We start from the raw sequence: 18,068 nt of genomic DNA, 5'->3' as shown, positions 1-18,068 counted from the left end.
GAAAAAGTAAACTTTTCTTCATAGTTTAAAAATTGGTTAAATTGAATAAAAAAATCTTTCGAAAATAAATTGGTTAATAAATAAGCTTGAAATAGTACTAAATTATAAATCTTAGAAAAAGTCTATTTTATTTAGAATTTATACAAAATTACTACCCCGACATAAAGAACTCCTCCAAAAAAAAAGCAATTTATAATACGATTTTGACGACAATAGCCAAAAAAGTGTCGATATAGTGCTATAATAAATTTTTTTAAAAACTTACTTGCCTTTTGCATAAATAGCATTGGTGCCATAAGGAGCTCTTTGAGGTCGACTTAACATAGCATTTGCCTTCTCACTATTAGTAAATTTCTCTGTTTTCGGATTCCATAATAATTTGCCAGGTACTTTCATAGCAATATGACTAACCAAACAAACCGAACATGCTCTATGTGCTACCTCTACAGGCGATAAAACTGGGGTACGATTTTGGATTCCCTCTAACCAGTTTAAATGATGCTCATCACTTACTTGAAGTTTAATTTCTGAGTCTTTTATTTCAGATTTTAAAATATTTGGATCACTTGCGTCTAAAGCTTTCGCACTTTTTGCGGCAGAAACAGGGTCACTTGCTGAAGCCACATAATTTCCTCGAGAAACAAATATCCAACCATCTGTACCTTCATATCTTATACCATTGGTATAGCCACCGCTTGTATACATGGTGATACCGTTGGCATATTCTGCCTTTACCATAAAGTCCCCGTGTACATTCCAAAGGCCTGACTTAGGAAACTCAGCTACTGACTCAACAGAAATTGGCCCGGTCAACTCCGTGTCCATTCCCCATGCAGCCGAGTCAAAATGATGCTGACCCCAACCAGTTATCATGCCAGCCCCATAGTTCTCTAGCCTCAACCAACCTGGTCTATCATAGCCTTTTTGTGGATGTACACCTATTTCTGTATATGGTACTTTAGGTGTAGATCCCAACCACATATCAAAATTGAATCCTGCAGGTACCGGCATCTCGGGAGCGGCTGGACCAGAAGGATCACCTGGCAATCCGATTTTTACGGTGTGCAGTTTTCCGATTCTTCCATTTCTAACCAATTCGGCGGCAATTCTAAACTGTGGAGAAGAGCGTTGTTGGGTACCTACCTGAAATACTATTCCTTTTTTAGTTACGATATGACTCAATTGTCTTCCTTCAGATATAGTAAGTGAAGTGGGTTTTTGTAAATAAACATGTTTCCCAGCCAAAGCTGCCTCCATAGCTGGCTGCGAGTGCCAATGATCTGGTGTGCTTATTACTACAGCATCTATATCTTTGTTGAGCAACATCTCACGATAATCATCATACATTTTTGTATCCATGTATTTATCATTGCTCATTTTTTTGGCGTAGAAACCATCTATCTTTCTTTTGCCATCTTCCAATCTATTTCTATCAAGATCACAAGCAGCAATTACTCTAGCAATATCATGTTGTAAAACACCAGGCATATCATGGTCTCTGGCTATTCTTCCACAACCTATTTGCCCAATATTAATTTTATTGCTTGGGGCATTTTTCCCAAAAACTGATGATGGAACAATTGTAGGCATTGCTATACCCATGGCTACTGCTTTTGCTGTTTTGTTTAAAAATTCTCTTCTTTCCATTATATAAGGTTTGTTTATGAAATTTCAACTTTGTTTGCTTTACTTTGGGCTTTGAGAGCCAACTCCATGGCTAGAAAACAATGTTCTTGAGACATTGCCGTCTCGGTACGATTTAGTACATCATTTACTAAATTTTCACCATAAGTCAGATGATAATCACTGCAATCAAAATACGCCGTTTCTTTATTGTTAGCCATATATAGGTGATTTCCTATATTGCTTTTTGCTATATCTATGTTTTTCCTAATTTCAATAAAACCTTCGGTACCTAAAATAATCAATCTGCCGTCACCCCATGTTTTAAGTCCATCTGGTGTAAACCAATCCACACGTATATAACCCATGCCTTTGTCGCCTTTTAACATCACATCGCCAAAGTCTTCAAACATTGGATATTGTGGATGATGCAAATTTCCGATTTGAGAGGCAACGACATTTGCTTTAGTTGATCCTGTAAAAAACAAAAACTGATCAAACTGATGAGAAGCAATATCTGTAATAATTCCACCAAAATACTTTTTGTCAAAAAACCATTCTGGTCTTGTTTTGGGGTTCATTCTGTGAGGACCTGTACCGATTGTTTGCAGAACCTTACCAATAGCTCCAGCTTTAACCAAATCGCCGGCTTTTTCTGTGGCTCTATTTTCAAACCTCTCACTATAAGTTATAGAGAAAATCCTTCCGGTTTCTTTTTGAACTTTTTTGACTTCCTTTAATTGTTTCAAATCCGTAATTCCCGGCTTATCTACCATATAGTCTTTGCCATGCTGCATGGCCCGAATACCCAAAGGTGCTCTTTCGCTAGGTATACCTGAGCTAAGAATTAGATGAATATCTTTGTTTTCAAGAAGAAAGTTTTCTGAACTTGCCCTTGGAGCATTTGGAAATCTCTTTGAAAAGTCAGCAGCCAAATCGTCTTCTTTGGCAAAAAAACCTACCATTTCGCCACCACCTTTTATTACGGCATTGGCCATAGAATATATGTGCCCATGATTTATACCAATAACACCAAACTTGATTTTAGGAACGAGGCTTTTAACAATCGGTGGAGCTGTTTCCTTATAAAATTTGGGGGCGATATCTGCAGAATTCATAAAAGGCAATAAGCCTAATCCTGACAACTTTAGCGAAGTGTCTTTTATAAAACTCCTTCTATCTTGGTTTTTTTTCATATTAAACGGTTGAATTATCCTTATAAAGCTATATAAAATATAAGAATTTTAACAAAAATAGGGTATATAAAAATGCTATACTACTATTTAAATGTTTATTGTGGTGATATTTTGACAATGTTTTTTAAGAAAATGTAAAAATAGTCTTAAAAACAGGTGAGTGCATGATGATTATATGCCATAAATATTTTATTTTTGTCAAAAAAATACCAATTTAGATGAAACCTCAGCTTCTAAAAATTTCGAACCCAGCAGATACATCTTTTAATTTGTTAAAAATTGAAGGTCCAAATTTTCCTACGCCATGGCACTATCATCCTGAAATAGAGATAGTTTACATGGTAGAAAGTACTGGCAAAAAGTATGTCGGAAGTAGTATTTCGGACTTTCATCCAGGAGATTTGTGCATGATTGGGAGCTTTCTGCCTCATTATTACAAAAGTGATGATGCCTATATGAAAAACAATCCCGATCTAAAGGCTAGATCTATGGTTATACATTTTAGCACTGATTTTATTGGTCATCAATTTTGGGAAACACCAGAAAGTTTTAATATCAAAAATCTTTTAGAAAGAGCAAAAAGAGGATTGCAGTTTAGTGCAGAAGCTGCCGAAATGATAAAGCCGAAGATTGCTAAAATGTTTGAGTTATCGGGCATGGCTAGACTTCTCACTTTTTTAGAAGTTTTGGACGATTTGGCAAAAAGCAAAGACATAGAATTTCTTTCCACAGATCCTATTCAAATTAGAAACGAGGTAGACTCTGACAGAATAAAGAAGGTATTGGAACATGTAAGTGAAAACTTCAAAAACCAAATAAGGCTAGATGATGTAGCTCAACTGGCCAATATGAGTGAGTCGGCTTTTAGTAGGTATTTCAAAAAAAGAACAAGAAAAACTTTCTCTAATTTTCTTACAGATATAAGGATAGAATACGCCTGTAAATTGCTTCAAAACGACAAATTGAGTATTTCTCAGATAGCATTTGACAGTGGTTTTTATAATCTTTCTAATTTCAACAGACAGTTTAAATCTTTGAAAAAAATAACACCTTTGGCCTATAGAATGAATTATTTGGATTGAAATAATAAGACAATTTCGTAAATTCGATTTTAATTGAATTTATGAAGCGTTTATTTTTATTCCTTTCTTTTTCTGTCTTGCTGAACATTTCTTTTGCCCAAAAACCCAAAGTCTATGATATTTGTGTTTACGGAGGTACTTCAGCCGGTGTAATAGCTGCTTATACAGCCAAAAAACTAGGTAAAACTGTAATCCTTATTGAACCTAGCAATCATATTGGAGGATTATCTTCGGGTGGATTGGGACAAACGGACATAGGAAACAAATATGCAATTTCTGGAATTTCCAGACAGTTTTACAGGAAAATTGGCCAAAATTATGGCAGGTTTGAACAATGGATTTTCGAACCGAAAGTAGCAAAGTCAATATTTATGGATTATCTGAAGCCAGTTGATTTGGTATTGACCAATCATGAACTTCTCGATGTAATTAAAATAAAAGGCAGCGTTGAATCCATTTGGATTAAAAACACACAATCGAAAACAAAAATCAAAATCACTGCGAAGTATTTTATAGACTGCAGCTACGAGGGAGATTTAATGGTCAAGTCAGGCGTAAGTTATACGATTGGTCGGGAAGCAAACTCAAAATACGGAGAAACTTGGAATGGCGTACAAATGCTTGACAAACATCAGTTTCCAGATGGTATAGATCCGTTTATAGTTCCAGGAGATTCTGCAAGTGGTTTGTTGTGGGGTATTAGCACAGAAAAATTGGCAGCAACTGGCTTAGGCGACAAAAAAGTACAAGCCTACAACTTCAGAATGTGTCTTACCGATAGTATTGAAAATCAGATTCCTATCTCCAAACCGATTGATTATGATTCTGAAAAATACGAATTGTTGTTGAGGTATATTGAAAAGAAACAGCCTTTAGAGCTAAACTGGGCATTGATGCATCTTCAACCTATGCCACACCGAAAATTAGACATTAACAATTCAGGTCCATTTTCGACCAACTTAATTGGGGCAAATTACGCTTATCCTGACGCAAGTTATTCGGAAAGAAAACAAATCCAAAAAGCCCACGCAAATCATATAAAAGGGTTTTTCTATTTTCTTGGAAATGATTCACGTGTACCCGAGCACCTAAGAAAAGAAATGAAAAAATGGGGATATCCAAAGGATGAATACATTGACAATGAACATTTTTCGCCCCAGATGTACATCCGAGAAGCACGAAGAATGGTTAGCGATTTGGTAATGACAGAAAACCATTGTGTAGGCAAAGAAACCGTTAGTGATGGCATAGGTCTGGCAGCCTATACCATGGACTCGCACAATACTCAAAGGATAATTATTAAAGATTCAACAGGAAAATACCAAGTAAAAAACGAAGGCGATGTACAAAAAGGCTTAGGAGGCCTTGACCCTTATCCGATTTCTTACCGAGCAATCGTTCCTAAAAAAACTGAATGTACTAACCTTTTGGTTCCAGTATGTCTTTCGGCTTCTCACATTGCATTTGGTTCTATCAGAATGGAGCCTGTTTTTATGGTATTGGCCCAATCAGCTGCAACTGCTGCATGCTTAGCCTTAGATTCTAAAAAAGCAATCCAAGATATAGATATAAAAAAACTCCAAGAATCTTTAAAAGAAAACCCATATTCAGATAATTCAAAACCAGAGATATTAATTGACAATGCTGATAAAAACCAATTTTCAGTTGAGGGATATTTTGAACTAATAAATAAGGGATACGGGAGATATGGAAAAGATTTTGTCAAATTACCTCCGAATAGCACTGGTATATTTTCAACAAAAATTAAATCGCCTGGAAAATACACTTTGCAAATTTATTTCCCAAAAGCAGAAGGAATGACGGAAACAGCAGAAATAGAAATACTTATTGGCCGAAAACAAGTAAAAAAAATATTGAATTTAGAGAAAGAGGAAAATGACTGGTATAATCTTGGACAATTTGAAATTGCTAAAAATCAAGAAGTTGAAGTAACAATTAAAAGCAAATCTAATTCATTTTTAATAGCAGATGCCTTACTTTGGGTGCCAAATTAAACCAAATTTTAGTGGTTTTTTTTCGTAATTTTATCGACCTCCTTAAGATAAAGAGGCAAAGCAGCCGAACCATACCAAGGATAAAAATCAGGTTTTAATAGATCTGCTTTGATAGCGGGGTCGGTTTGCATCAATTCTTTTGCTTCATCTATTGTGCTCACATTTAAGATAAAAAGTCCTCTAAAACTGTCTTCGTTTTTGCCAAATGGTCCGGCAACAATTAGCTTTTTGTTTTCAACCATTTTACCAATGTTTGTCATGTGGCCTGCAAAAAGGCTATCTGTTTTTGTTTTAGATTCTTTTGTATTTCCACCAGTTTTCAGAACTACGAAAACATACATTTTCATCCCATATTCATCTGCACCTAAAGATTTAGCCAAAGCTTCGTCGTAATTTGTGGATGTTTGAGCTTTTAGGTTTAATACTCCAAAGCCAAAAAACAACAGTAATAATATCTTTTTCATATCAGCGATTGTATTTTGTTTCAAAAATATGCTTTAAATTTTAAAGCGAAATCTCAAAGTAGTTTTTTAGATTTCCTTTTGAGTCAATTATTAAATAACCTATTTTTAATAATATGATTTTAAAAATAATTTTTTAAGTAATTTTTTTATCAAAATTGAATCCAAAAGTCTTATTATCAATATTTTAATTTTTCTATAGTTGTATTTATGTGTAAAAAATACATAGATAAATATAAAAAAACGGTCAAGAATTTAAATAAAAAACCAATAAAAAAGCGGCTGCCTTCCGTGAAAGACAACCGCTAATATTTATTCAAAAAACCTTATTTCAAAGTTTCAACAGCAGCTCTAATTCTAGCAACAGCCTCAATTAGGTTTTCGTCAGAAGCAGCAGTAGAAATACGGATACAGTTTGGAGCACCAAAAGATGAACCTCCTACTGTAGCTACAAATGCTTTTTCTAATAACCACATCGACAAGTCGTCAGAATCTTTGATAGTTACATCACCATCCGTTTTTCCAAAATAAAAGCTTACGTCAGGAAAAGCATAAAAAGCTCCTTCTGGTACGTTTACTTTGAATCCTGGAATATCTTTTAATAAACCTACCACTAAATCTCTTCTTGAAAGATAGGCTTTTTTCATCATAGCTGGAGCTGCCATATCGTCCCAAGCTACAACTGAAGCTCTTTGAGCTATATGGTTTGTGCCAGAAGTTACTTGTCCTTGAAGCTTGTCTATTCCATCCACAATCCATTTGGCTGCACCTATGAAACCAATTCTCCAACCTGTCATTGCAAAACCTTTTGCCATTCCATTCACAGTAATTACTCTGTCTTTAATGGCAGGAATAGAACCAATACTGAAATGTCCCTCCTCACGGAAGTTGATATATTCGTAGATTTCGTCAGCTAAAACGAAAACATTATCGTGTTGTTCTATAACCGCAGCAATTGCTCTCAATTCAGCCTCGCTATAAACCGATCCGGTTGGGTTGTTTGGCGAAGCGTACATAACCACTTTAGTTTTGTCAGTTATAGCAGCTTCTAATTGCTCAGGAGTAACTTTGAAATCATTGTCAAAAGCTCCCTCCAAGATCACTGAAGTACCTTCGGCCAACTTCACCATTTCAGAATAACTCACCCAGTAAGGGGCAAAAATAATCACCTCGTCGCCAGGGTTTACCATTACGGCCAAGGCATTTGCCAAAGAATGTTTCGCTCCTGTAGAAACAATCACGTTCTCTGGTTTCCAATCTATATTGTTGTCTCGCTTAAATTTCTCAGCTATTGCTTTTCTCAATTCCGGAATACCCGCCACTGGTGTATATGCATGAAAACCTTTGTCGATGGCATCTTTAGCAGCCTCACAAATATGTTTTGGCGTTTTAAAATCTGGCTCACCAATAGAAAGATTGATTACTTTGTGACCTAATGCGGCCAACTCTCTTGATTTTTTTGACATTGCAAGCGTTGCAGATTCTTCCAAATTATTGATTCTGTCAGCGAGCAAATTTGCGGTTTCAACCATTACAGACATTTTTTAGATATTTTTGTTTCCCAAAACTTATTGATATTCAGAAAACTAAGCGTTTTCAGAAATCGGGTGCAAAATTACGTAATATGCTTTCAATAGCCTTAAAATATTTGCTTTTTCTTTAATATTTTAATTGAATTCGAAATATTCTTTTGAGAGAGATTTAGAAAGGTATTTTTTTAAATAGGCAAACCCAAAAGTCTGTTTATTTCAACTTGTTTTTTAGTACCAAAAGTTGAGGAAAAGTTTCAACTCCTTTTAACATTAAATTGGCCATTTCGGCAGCATTGTGCATATACGAACCCAGTACTAAGTCCAAATCTCCGTCTTCGTCAAAATCCAGTTTTTCCATAGTTAGCCATTTGCCAGAGCCAAATTCTGGAGAAGTATAGGCCTTGAATTTAAAATCTCCAAGGTTTTCTAAAAGAACAAAACCATGCTCATAGTCAGAATAAAAAGATATAGCTGCGAGGTCTAAGTCACCATCTTGGTCAAAATCCAAGCTCAAAACTTTGCTAGCACCAAAAAGCGGAAAGAAAAATTCTTCTGAAAAATTATCCTTTTTATCATTTAAAAAAACCCTTACGCCATGGTAATTTTTGTTGACATTAGAGAGGTCCCAATTGTCGCCATTGCTCATCACAATATCCAATGCTCCGTCTGCATTAATATCTGCCAATTCGAAATAAGACAAACCATAAACTGGTGGAAATTTCAAAACTATTTTTTCGGAAAAGTTGCCCTTGCCTTCATTATAAAAAACCACAATTTCTTCCTGAGCTTGAGCAAACATGGCAACGACATCTAACTTTGCGTCATTATTTAGGTCCACGACTTCTACTTTTCTAGCTCCTGCCTGAGATTTGATGACATGTTTTTTTCTGCCGTCTTGACCATCAAACCAAACTAACCCACCTGAATGATTGCCAAACTCTGAAACAATCCAATCTTGCACACCATCCTGATTTATATCTGCCGATACTACATGCGTGGGCCTTTGCAACAGCCTTAAGTTTTTTTGAATTGAAGCACCCATTGTATCCAAAGTTGTCAATCTCCCTTTTTTCTTTTCAGATGGACTAATGCTTCCAATAGTGAGTACACTTTTGCTAATTTCCGAAAAAACAATATCTACAGGCGGACTATCTGTTTTCCACACATTTTGGATTTCAAATGTAGAAGTAAGTTCAAAAAGCTCATTTTGAGCATCTCCAACAAAAAGCTTATCGGTTAAAATATCATTTTTTACCATCGAAATTTGTGGCATTTTTTGATCCTTAAGATTTATACCATAAATTTCAAAAAAAGGAATTTTTTCTGAAGCCAAAGGTATATTCACCTTCGGAAAATTAACTTCAGGGGCTTCTGTTTCATAAAAACGCAAGATTTTCTTCCAATCTGAATCGCTAATAATTCTGATCTCAGGATAAATATTTAAAGCTTTAACGAGGTTTTTTTCGCCACCATCCATATCCTCGAAAGGTTCGTCTTTTTTATTTCTAATTCCCAACCGCCAAGCCATATTTGGCAGCACACCATCTCTCCATGTTTTTTTGTCTAAAAGTTGCGGTTCGGGAAAAAGATGACAACCACTACAATATTTAGTAGCTACTTCTCTATCCGTTTCAATTCCAACATTTAAAAAACCAGAAAATGTTGTTATTAAAAATAATCCAAAAAATAAAAATTTGAGCCTAGCTTGATTAAGAATCATTATAGAGATTTCTAGAAAAAACAATTAATAAAATTAGCCTTAAATATTGAATAAATATAATTCAAAATACCCAAAAGCAAGAATTTGTGATTTTGGTAAACAAAATGAATATCGGCTTAAAAAGAAATGTGTCATATGGAAATTGGATTCACAGAAATGAAACCAACTGAGCTATCATTTTAATAAATTTTGAAGCATTTATGCATAAAAAGATTATTAATAATCACTCAATTGAATATTTTGTTTCTTTTTGTCGTTTTCATAAAAGCAATTGGATTATTTTTGGACTTAAGAGTTTCAAGTTTTCAACAACCTTTAACCTTTCCCATTAAAATAGCGTATAATAAGTATATCAAAGCGGGACATTACTATGAGAAAAAATCTTTATTTAATAATTCTACTTCTACTAGCTTTTCCATTTATTGTTAATGCTACTCACCTGAGAGCAGGCGAAATAACTGCCAAAAGAGTTTCACCTACCCAATTGACTTATAAAGTCACACTGACAACTTATACCGACCAAATAAACGGAAGAGCTGCCAACGATGGACAAGAAACTGTAAATTTTTATTTTGGCTTTTCCACTAACAAAGTGGAAACCTTCACTGTTTCGAGGAAGAAAAAGAGTTTGATAAGTCCATCTACAATGTGTAATGTATATGATACTACCTTCACATTTCCTGCAGCAGGTAGATATACTATAAGTTGCGGAATAGTAAATAGGAATGAACGAACCATAAACCTACCTCAACCATCAGAAAACATCAGTTTTTTTGTACAAACAACAATTGTAATAAATGCTAGTTTTGGTTTAAATAGCACACCTGTTTTATTAAATATTCCGCTAGATTCAGCCGCATTAGGCAAAAAATTTATTCATAACCCTGGAGCATTTGATATTGATGGAGATAGTCTTTCATACAAACTTACAACACCTCAACGCGACAAGGGTGTTGACACGGGCATTGGTGAGTTTATAGATGGCTATAAAGATCCAACATCCATTGGCCCTTCTCCTGTGTTAAACCAAGCCGGAACTGGCCCAGCTACATTTAAAATTGACCCCCGAACGGGAGATTTGATATGGGATGCTCCGAGAGAAATTGGTCAATACAATGTGGCATTTATTATAGAAGAATGGCGGAAAGCACCAGACGGTTCTTATATTAAAATAGGCGAAATAGTCAGGGACATGCAAATCATAGTAGTGGAGTCAGACAATAATCCGCCAGAACTTATTCTGCCTCCTGACATTTGTATAGAGGCAGGTAAAAAACTAGAATTTGACGTAAAAGCAACTGATCTGGATGATCAACCTCTTAAAATTACTTCTGCTGGAGGTGTTTATAATTTAGATGCCAATGGAAATTTTTTCCAATATATAGAGCCAGAGGCAGCGTCTTTTAAAAGCTTAGTAACAAAAAAACAAGCCGTGGGTACTTTCACGTGGAACACCAACTGTCTACATGTGAGAGACCAAGCATATGATGTGCTTTTTAAAGTAGAAGACAACCCTGGAAGGTTTGATATTCAGTTGGTTGATATAAAAACAATAAAAGTAAATGTGATACCTCCTCGGCCAGTAGGCTTAGTGGCTAAGGAAACTGACAATGGAATAGCCCTCAATTGGATTCCTCAAAAAGTATGTAAAACGGCAGGAAAAATTTTGATATATAGAAAAAGTGGCTGTAGCGGACTTAACCCTGGTGAGTGTTTAACAGGTATGCCGGCGGATTGGTCGTATTCGATAATTGGTGAAGTAAGTATTTCGGATAGTACATTTATTGACACCAAAGCCGATAAAGGTTCTATATACAGCTACAGATTGATTACAGAATTGGCAGTGAATGATTTTCTGAATATGCAAAGTGCTCCTTCGTCGGAGTTTTGTATAGGTGCTGAAATAACTACAGGAATGAATGTAATGACCAAAGTTTCTATTACAAAAACAGACCTAACTAAAGGCACTGCTGAGGTAGCTTGGACAAGACCTTTAGATTTTGTGGCTGAAGAAAATCCTGGGCCTTATGTATACAAATTATATAGGGCAGTAGGTATTGGAGGCGAAAGCTATGAACTGATACATACCATTACCACATTATTAGACAATTCAGCAGATACTACTTTTACTGATTCTAACCTTAACACTGAAGAGTTGGTATATCGATACAAAGTTGAGTTTTATACTGGCACTTCTATACTTTATTCTACATCTTCTGTAGCATCTTCAGTAAGACTTAAAATTTTGCCAGACAACAAGTCACTAGACCTAACATGGGAGGCAAATGTACCTTGGGACAACACCAACAAACAGCACTATATTTATAGAGAAGATAAACTCAGCCCTGGAAACTTTAATCTTGTGAAAAAAGTAGATGTAACAAGTAACAATACTTTTGAATATTTAGACAATGGACTAGATGAAGAACCTTCCGATGGAGATATTTCTTATGATATTCAAAATGGAGAAACCCATTGCTATTATGTAATAACCTATGGCACATACCCAGATTTGCAGCAGTTTGGAATACTTGAAAATTACTCTCAAATTGCCTGTGGCAGTCCTTCAGATAAGACACCTCCTTGTCCGCCTTCTGCAATAGGTACTCCTGACGGTAGTGGCTCTGGTTGTGAAGGGTTAAGCTCAGAAGATTTCTGTAATGATAACGTTTTTGTTAATAAAATAAATTGGGGAACACCTACTGTTTCAGGAACTGAAGCTTGTAGAAAAGACATCGTTTCTTATAATATCTACTATGCGAGATATGAAGACCAAGAACCGGCTTTGATAGCTGTGCAAGACGCCTCATTAGGGACTACTTTTAATCATAGAAGAAATTCAAAGGACGGCTTTGCAGGCTGTTATTATATTTCTGCTAAAAATTCATTGGGTATCGATAGCGACAAAAGCAATAAAATATGCTTTGACAATTGCGAAGACCTTGGATTTCCGAATGTTTTTTCACCAAATAATGACGGAAAAAATGATACTTTTTCTCCATTAAACTGTCCAGCATTTATAAACAATATTAGTTTTGACTTGTATTCTTCTCAAGGGCTTAAAGTTGCCACAAGTACTGGTGAAAGACTAGAGTGGGATGGAAAAGACCTGAAAGGGAAAGATTTACCAGCTGGGGTGTATTACTATTATATAAATGTAACCTTCGAAAAATTAGACAGAGCTGGCACAACCAAGTCTTACAAAGGATACCTTACTTTGATTCGCTAAATGACAACAAAAAAGGGAGCTCGATAAGCTCCCTTTATATATCTTCAGGATAAACTATTACATCGATATTTCAACAACTTCAACCTCTACCAATCCTGCTGGAGCTTGTATCTGAGCTTTATCGCCAACCTTTTTACCTAATAATCCTTTAGCAAATGGCGAGTTTATTGAAATTTTACCTTGTTTCAAATCTGCCTCTTCTTCTGCCACTAAGGTGTAAGTCATAAGAGCACCATTTTTTGCATTTTTGATCTTTACTTTGTTCATCAACGATACTGTAGAAATATCAATCGTTGACTCGTCCAAAATTCTTGCCGTAGAAAACAGAATCTCAAGTTTTGAAATCTCTCCTTCCATCAATCCTTGTGCATCTTTTGCGGCATCGTATTCAGCATTTTCTGACAAATCTCCTTTGTCTTTTGCTTCGGCAATAGCTTTCGAAATCTCCCTCCTACCTCTGGTTTTTAGGTCGTTGAGTTTGTTTTTCAAATTATCATATCCTTCTTGTGTATAATATTGAACAGACATGGTTTTAAGTTTTAATGTTAATACTAAAAAAAATTACCCGCCTTTGCTGACTGGGTAGAAAAAAAAAGAACGGCGAAAATCGACCGTTCCTGAAATCAAATAAATTCAGAAACTCTGTTATGTTTTGCTAGAAATTTTAAAAATTGTCTTTTGCATTCTCTTTTAAATAGACCACAAATGTAATACAATTATTTTGCCTTGTCAAGCTAAAAATTGATACTTTTGGTATTCAACTACACCAATAAACGATAAATTTTGTCAAAATATTCCAAAAAAAATCAACTTTTAATTAAATTAATTGGACAAAATTTATTTGTAAATACTCATTCAGTAAGCTTAACTAAAACAGAAACAAAAAGTTTAGCTTTTTTGTCTAATTACATAGTCAACGGCTGTGGTGAAAAAATTGCGAAAATAAGGAATTACTTTGATTATGCTTGATTGCTTCCTCGGTTTTATGCCAAACTTATATTTGTACATGGTTGCAATAAAAAAGTGATGATTTTCAAGAATCTCGAAATTATGTTTTTTCACCAATCTCTCAAATTTTTCCGGCGTTATCCTTGTTTCTTTGGTGGCTTTTATGAAACCATAATTATCTTTTTCCCAACGTTTCATGATGCCATAATAAATAAAATTAGGCAACATGTGATAGTAAGGCAAACTAGACCACAATTTGCTATGCAAAACTTGCTGATGACCACCGAAAGGGTTTTGCCAAGGTGGAAATCCAAAATAAATAACCCCACCTGGCAGCAGAATATGTTTTAAGTTGCTGATCATTTCTTCATGTCCATAGACATGTTCGATAACATCTTTGAGTACAATAATATCAAACTTAGCCTCTACTTTGTCTTTATTTTCAGCGATATAATCATGAACGTCTTTTACAAAAAAACTCGCTATTCCTTGTTGAATTTTATCCGCATAGATTTTCTGGGCACTTTCTACCGGTCCACGGTCTAGATCAAAACCTGTAATAGTGCAGCCTCTCTCCAAAAATGGCATAAGCACACCACCATCCCTACAACCAATTTCCAAAACCTTCATACCAGCCACAATAGGTTTTTGGTTTTCTATCATCGGCAGAATATTGTCTTTGGTATTGTTGTATTGTAACTGGAAATACTTGGAGCGGTCAGCATGAAAATCGAAGGCCATTGCTATAAATTATATTAGGTTCGCAAATTATAAAATAATCAATTGCAAATGTTGAGCCAAAAGAAAAACTTTGAAAGAATGTGAGGTAATTAAAGCTGATATTCGCCTATTAATAAATTTCTAGTGCTGTAATAAAGTTTGAACAAAAAAATACCTCGACTTTCATCAAGGTATTTCTGAGTAGTTCCTTAATTATCAATTACAAATACCTTTTTCTGCCAAAAAAACTGTGCCGTTTGCTGCTAAAAACCCAGGAGAAAGTTCAATTGCTTGAGCTGACCTATAGGTAATATTTGCTGTTCCAGTGATTTTATTGGAAGCAGTAATTTTCACAGTTGAGGCTTTTACTTGTAGCCCAGAATTGTAATCATCTGTAGGACTAACTAAGGTGAAAGTAGAGCCGCAGATATTTACCACAATCGGTTTTACATCGACACAACCTGCCGGACTGCTTGCTTTGATATAATACGTTCCAGAGTTTGCTATAGCATTTGGTGTTGATAAAACATTTGTAGCAGGTGCATTGGTAAAATAACTTAAACTAGTGCCAGATGGTAAAGTACTTCCAGCCGTCGCTGCGGGCACTGTTATGTTTACTGGACCATTACCAGAAGTATTTTGATTGGTAATTACCAATATTGGTTTGGGATTAATCGTTGCTGTTACGGCTCCATTTGCAGAGCAAGTTCCTAAGGTAACCGTAATATTATAAGTGCCTGACATACTCACATTTGCAGAATTTGAAACCATAGGATCCTCTAAACTAGAAGTAAAACTAGGTCCTGTCCAATTATAAGTGGCAGATGGTGTAGTGTTTACTTGTAGGGCAAGTGAAGTACCTTCGCAAATGCTCACTGGACTGATGGTGTTTACTACCGGCGTTTGATTCACAATTCCTAAGACAGTGGTATTTGTGGAGCAGGCATTTAAGGTTACTGTAAGAGAATAGGTTCCACTTGCATTTGTTGTGGCCGAACTGATACTCCATGCATCTATAGTATTGCTAAAGTCATTTGGCCCTGACCAAGAGTAGGTAGATCCAGAGGTAGCCTCTACGCCAATTACTAAATTGTTTCCTGCACAGATAGGGCTATTAGTGCTAGAACTAATGATTTCAGGCAATGGCTTTACAGTAACCGAAACGGTATTGGAAGCCGAGCAAGAACCCAATGTAACGGTTACTGAATAAGTGCCAGACATACTGGTGCTAGCCGTATTAGAAACCAAAGGATTCTGATCAGAAGCGGCAAAAAATGGCCCAGACCACAAATAAGAGGCGGATGGGGTATTGCTTACACCTAGTGTTAATGCTTGATTTTGGCAAATAACCACAGGTGTGGTTGTATTGGCAGCAGGTGTTTGATTTACGACATTTACGATGGTGGTATTTACGTCACAGCCGTTTAAAGTTACTGTTACACTGTATATACCGCTAGTATTAGTTCCTGCATTGGTGATAGTTTGGTCTTCCAAATTTGAGTTAAAACCATTTGGCCCTGACCAGGTATAGGTGGACCCCGCGGTAGCATTTAGACCGAAACTGAGTGTGTTGCCTGAGCAAATGGGAGAGTTGGTACTAATTCCAGAAAGCACAGGAAGTGGTTTTACAATAACTTTTATTGAATCAATTTTCAGACAACTCGCAGATGAAAGGTAAGCCACTTTGTAATATCCTGAGTCAGCAAGAGCAACATTGGATATTGTTTTATTACCGCCACTGCCACCAATATTTGATGCTCCTTTTACCCAAGATAAAAACGAATTTCCGACAGAAGATGAAGTCAAATTGATACTTTGCCCAACACAAAGCGGGGAATTGCTACCTAGTGTAATTATCGGAAGAGGATTAACAGTAATATTTATGGAGGCTGTCGATGTGCAACCAGCAATCGTAGAAATAGCATTGACTGTATAAACACCCCCTCCATTAGCAGGAATATTTACTCTCTCTGGAGCATTGCCACTTGCCATAAAACCAGCTGGACCTACCCAGGAATAAGAGGCTCCCACATTGGAATTAACCCCTAAGCTTAAAGTGGCTTTTTCGCAAAGAGTAGCATTAGTAGCATAAGGTGTTAAAGTCAAACCAATGGTAAGTGTAGCAGAGGCCGTATCTCTTATCATCGGTAAGGTACTTTCTACCATTACTTTGTAACCAGAAGCTAAAGCAATTTCATCAGGAATAGTTCCTATGAGTGTATCACCCGAGACGTTCATAGTCGTATTGATTGCCAGAAAATTTTGTCCTAAATTATTAGATAATTTCATAGTAAATGTACTCTGCAATGAGGGGTTATTTCTTGGCCAATTTCCTGTAGTATCTATTGGGATTTTTACTATTCCTCCAGGACAAAACTCTGTTGAAAGTGTATTATTGGCAAGGTGAGGCTCTCCTATTTGCAATTTTATGGTGGTATCAACCATTATGGCCACTTGATACAAAGCTGAGCTATCGGAGCCCGCGTAATCAATCGAAATAGGGTCGCTTGCGAAAGACCTAAAACTTAGTATATTTAATCCATGAGTAAGGCCTTTTGTAGTAATTTCTTTATTTCCTACTACTACATTTGTATCACTTGGTATGCTCTTAAATGTAAGAGATAATTGATCATTGGGATCTTTGAAATTAACTGACAAAACTTGACCAGTCAGGCTATATTTATTTGCCTTAATAGCAAATTTTATAGAGTCAATCGTTGGCAGAGGCATCTCACCCAGCACCAATATCGTTTCTGTTTTCCAGCTAGTCCATAATCCATACTTATCTTTTATTCTATAGTTAAAGACATTGCTACCATCTAATGCTCCTGATGTGGAGAGATCAAATGTAAATGAATAATCATTATCGGATGGGGGTAAAATAAGCAAAGTGTTAAGAGAAGTATTGTCATTCCAATAATACTCCAAATTTTTAGCTTCCAGTGTATCTACAAGGTCTACAGAACCACTTAGAAGGTTTTCAGGGCTAACAAAAACTAATTCTTTGGAATAAGGAGAATATAATCCGTACTTATCCTTTACTCTGATATTTAACACATGTTGTCCACCAGACAAACCATTTGTACCTATGTTTGCCATACTTAAAAAATCAGCAGAAGGTGTGGGCAAAACAACTGAATGAACATTAGATGTGCTATCGTTCCAGTAATAATCTACTTGAACAATCTTGGAGCTATCTACCAAATTAGTGGAACCCGTCAATAAGTTTTCAGTACCTACCAATAACATTTGTGGGTAGGCTTGTGACCATAAGGTATCGTTTTGTTTAAAACGAACATAGAGTAAATGTTGCCCGGCAGAGCTTGGAGTAGTGATGTTGAGATCAAAACTCTCATCGCTTACTCCTGAGGCTATTTCCAATGCTGTTAATGGCGTAGCCATACCAACACCCGGATCAGTGTTCCAGAAGTATTCTCCCGCAACAATCTGGGCATTGGCAGTGCTCAATCCGATCAGCCAAATGCAAAAGATTATTAAATATTTTTTCATTTTGTTCTTGTTTAGAGAAATGATTTCTAAGC

11 protein-coding genes are annotated in these 18,068 nt (G+C 35.9%); 3 read left to right on the top strand and 8 right to left on the bottom strand.

Features of this window, described 5'->3' with window-relative positions; all coding sequences use genetic code 11:
* Positions 1-261: 261 nt before the first annotated feature.
* Entirely contained in the window at positions 262-1,647 is a 1,386-nt protein-coding gene (locus EGI22_RS01005; RefSeq protein WP_255065757.1) for a Gfo/Idh/MocA family protein, read from the bottom strand.
* A gap of 14 nt (positions 1,648-1,661) precedes the next feature.
* Positions 1,662-2,819: a Gfo/Idh/MocA family protein gene (locus EGI22_RS01000; RefSeq protein ID WP_255065756.1), complete on the bottom strand. Its 1,158-nt coding sequence runs from the start codon at positions 2,817-2,819 to the stop codon at positions 1,662-1,664.
* Between the two features lie 218 nt (positions 2,820-3,037).
* Between EGI22_RS01000 and EGI22_RS00995 the strand changes: the two genes are divergently transcribed.
* Positions 3,038-3,901: an AraC family transcriptional regulator gene (locus EGI22_RS00995; protein WP_255065755.1), complete on the top strand. Its 864-nt coding sequence runs from the start codon at positions 3,038-3,040 to the stop codon at positions 3,899-3,901.
* A gap of 41 nt (positions 3,902-3,942) precedes the next feature.
* Positions 3,943-5,916 (top strand): FAD-dependent oxidoreductase, encoded by a 1,974-nt coding sequence (locus EGI22_RS00990; protein WP_255065754.1) that lies wholly within the window; start codon positions 3,943-3,945, stop codon positions 5,914-5,916.
* An 8-nt stretch (positions 5,917-5,924) separates the two neighbouring features.
* On the opposite strand, the gene EGI22_RS00985 is transcribed toward EGI22_RS00990, so the two are convergent.
* From EGI22_RS00985 to EGI22_RS00975, 3 genes are all read right to left on the bottom strand, one after another.
* On the bottom strand, positions 5,925-6,380 hold the full coding sequence (locus EGI22_RS00985; protein WP_255065753.1) for a YciI family protein: 456 nt from the start codon (positions 6,378-6,380) through the stop codon (positions 5,925-5,927).
* Between the two features lie 323 nt (positions 6,381-6,703).
* Positions 6,704-7,918 carry a pyridoxal phosphate-dependent aminotransferase gene (locus EGI22_RS00980; protein ID WP_255065751.1) on the bottom strand — a complete coding sequence of 405 codons (1,215 nt, stop codon included), beginning with the start codon at positions 7,916-7,918 and terminating at the stop codon, positions 6,704-6,706.
* Positions 7,919-8,120: 202 nt separating this feature from the next.
* Positions 8,121-9,629: a VCBS repeat-containing protein gene (locus tag EGI22_RS00975; protein WP_255065750.1), complete on the bottom strand. Its 1,509-nt coding sequence runs from the start codon at positions 9,627-9,629 to the stop codon at positions 8,121-8,123.
* Between the two features lie 370 nt (positions 9,630-9,999).
* On the opposite strand from EGI22_RS00975, the gene EGI22_RS00970 reads away from it, so the two are divergent.
* On the top strand, positions 10,000-12,858 hold the full coding sequence (locus EGI22_RS00970) for a gliding motility-associated C-terminal domain-containing protein (protein ID WP_255065749.1): 2,859 nt from the start codon (positions 10,000-10,002) through the stop codon (positions 12,856-12,858).
* Positions 12,859-12,915: 57 nt separating this feature from the next.
* On the opposite strand, the gene greA is transcribed toward EGI22_RS00970, so the two are convergent.
* The 3 genes from greA to EGI22_RS00955 form a co-directional block, all read right to left on the bottom strand.
* Positions 12,916-13,386 (bottom strand): transcription elongation factor GreA, encoded by a 471-nt coding sequence (gene greA, locus EGI22_RS00965; RefSeq protein WP_255065747.1) that lies wholly within the window; start codon positions 13,384-13,386, stop codon positions 12,916-12,918.
* Between the two features lie 360 nt (positions 13,387-13,746).
* Positions 13,747-14,547 (bottom strand): class I SAM-dependent methyltransferase, encoded by an 801-nt coding sequence (locus EGI22_RS00960; RefSeq protein ID WP_255065746.1) that lies wholly within the window; start codon positions 14,545-14,547, stop codon positions 13,747-13,749.
* A gap of 195 nt (positions 14,548-14,742) precedes the next feature.
* On the bottom strand, positions 14,743-18,036 hold the full coding sequence (locus EGI22_RS00955; RefSeq protein WP_255065745.1) for a 3-coathanger stack domain-containing protein: 3,294 nt from the start codon (positions 18,034-18,036) through the stop codon (positions 14,743-14,745).
* Between the last annotated feature and the right edge of the window lie 32 nt (positions 18,037-18,068).

This window comes from Lacihabitans sp. LS3-19, from assembly GCF_024343575.1.
Taxonomy (GTDB): Bacteria; Bacteroidota; Bacteroidia; order Cytophagales; family Spirosomataceae; genus Leadbetterella.
Note: the sequence above shows the minus strand (reverse complement) of the source record. Positions and strands in the feature narration are given on the sequence as shown.

Coding starts and splice junctions, on each gene's coding strand:
- EGI22_RS01005 (WP_255065757.1), bottom strand. CDS start 1,647: ATGGAAAGAAGAGAATTTTTAAACAAAACAGCAAAAGCAGTAGCCATG.
- EGI22_RS00975 (WP_255065750.1), bottom strand. CDS start 9,629: ATGATTCTTAATCAAGCTAGGCTCAAATTTTTATTTTTTGGATTATTT.
- EGI22_RS00960 (WP_255065746.1), bottom strand. CDS start 14,547: ATGGCCTTCGATTTTCATGCTGACCGCTCCAAGTATTTCCAGTTACAA.
- EGI22_RS01000 (WP_255065756.1), bottom strand. CDS start 2,819: ATGAAAAAAAACCAAGATAGAAGGAGTTTTATAAAAGACACTTCGCTA.
- greA (WP_255065747.1), bottom strand. CDS start 13,386: ATGTCTGTTCAATATTATACACAAGAAGGATATGATAATTTGAAAAAC.
- EGI22_RS00990 (WP_255065754.1), top strand. CDS start 3,943: ATGAAGCGTTTATTTTTATTCCTTTCTTTTTCTGTCTTGCTGAACATT.
- EGI22_RS00970 (WP_255065749.1), top strand. CDS start 10,000: ATGAGAAAAAATCTTTATTTAATAATTCTACTTCTACTAGCTTTTCCA.
- EGI22_RS00985 (WP_255065753.1), bottom strand. CDS start 6,380: ATGAAAAAGATATTATTACTGTTGTTTTTTGGCTTTGGAGTATTAAAC.
- EGI22_RS00955 (WP_255065745.1), bottom strand. CDS start 18,036: ATGAAAAAATATTTAATAATCTTTTGCATTTGGCTGATCGGATTGAGC.
- EGI22_RS00995 (WP_255065755.1), top strand. CDS start 3,038: ATGAAACCTCAGCTTCTAAAAATTTCGAACCCAGCAGATACATCTTTT.
- EGI22_RS00980 (WP_255065751.1), bottom strand. CDS start 7,918: ATGTCTGTAATGGTTGAAACCGCAAATTTGCTCGCTGACAGAATCAAT.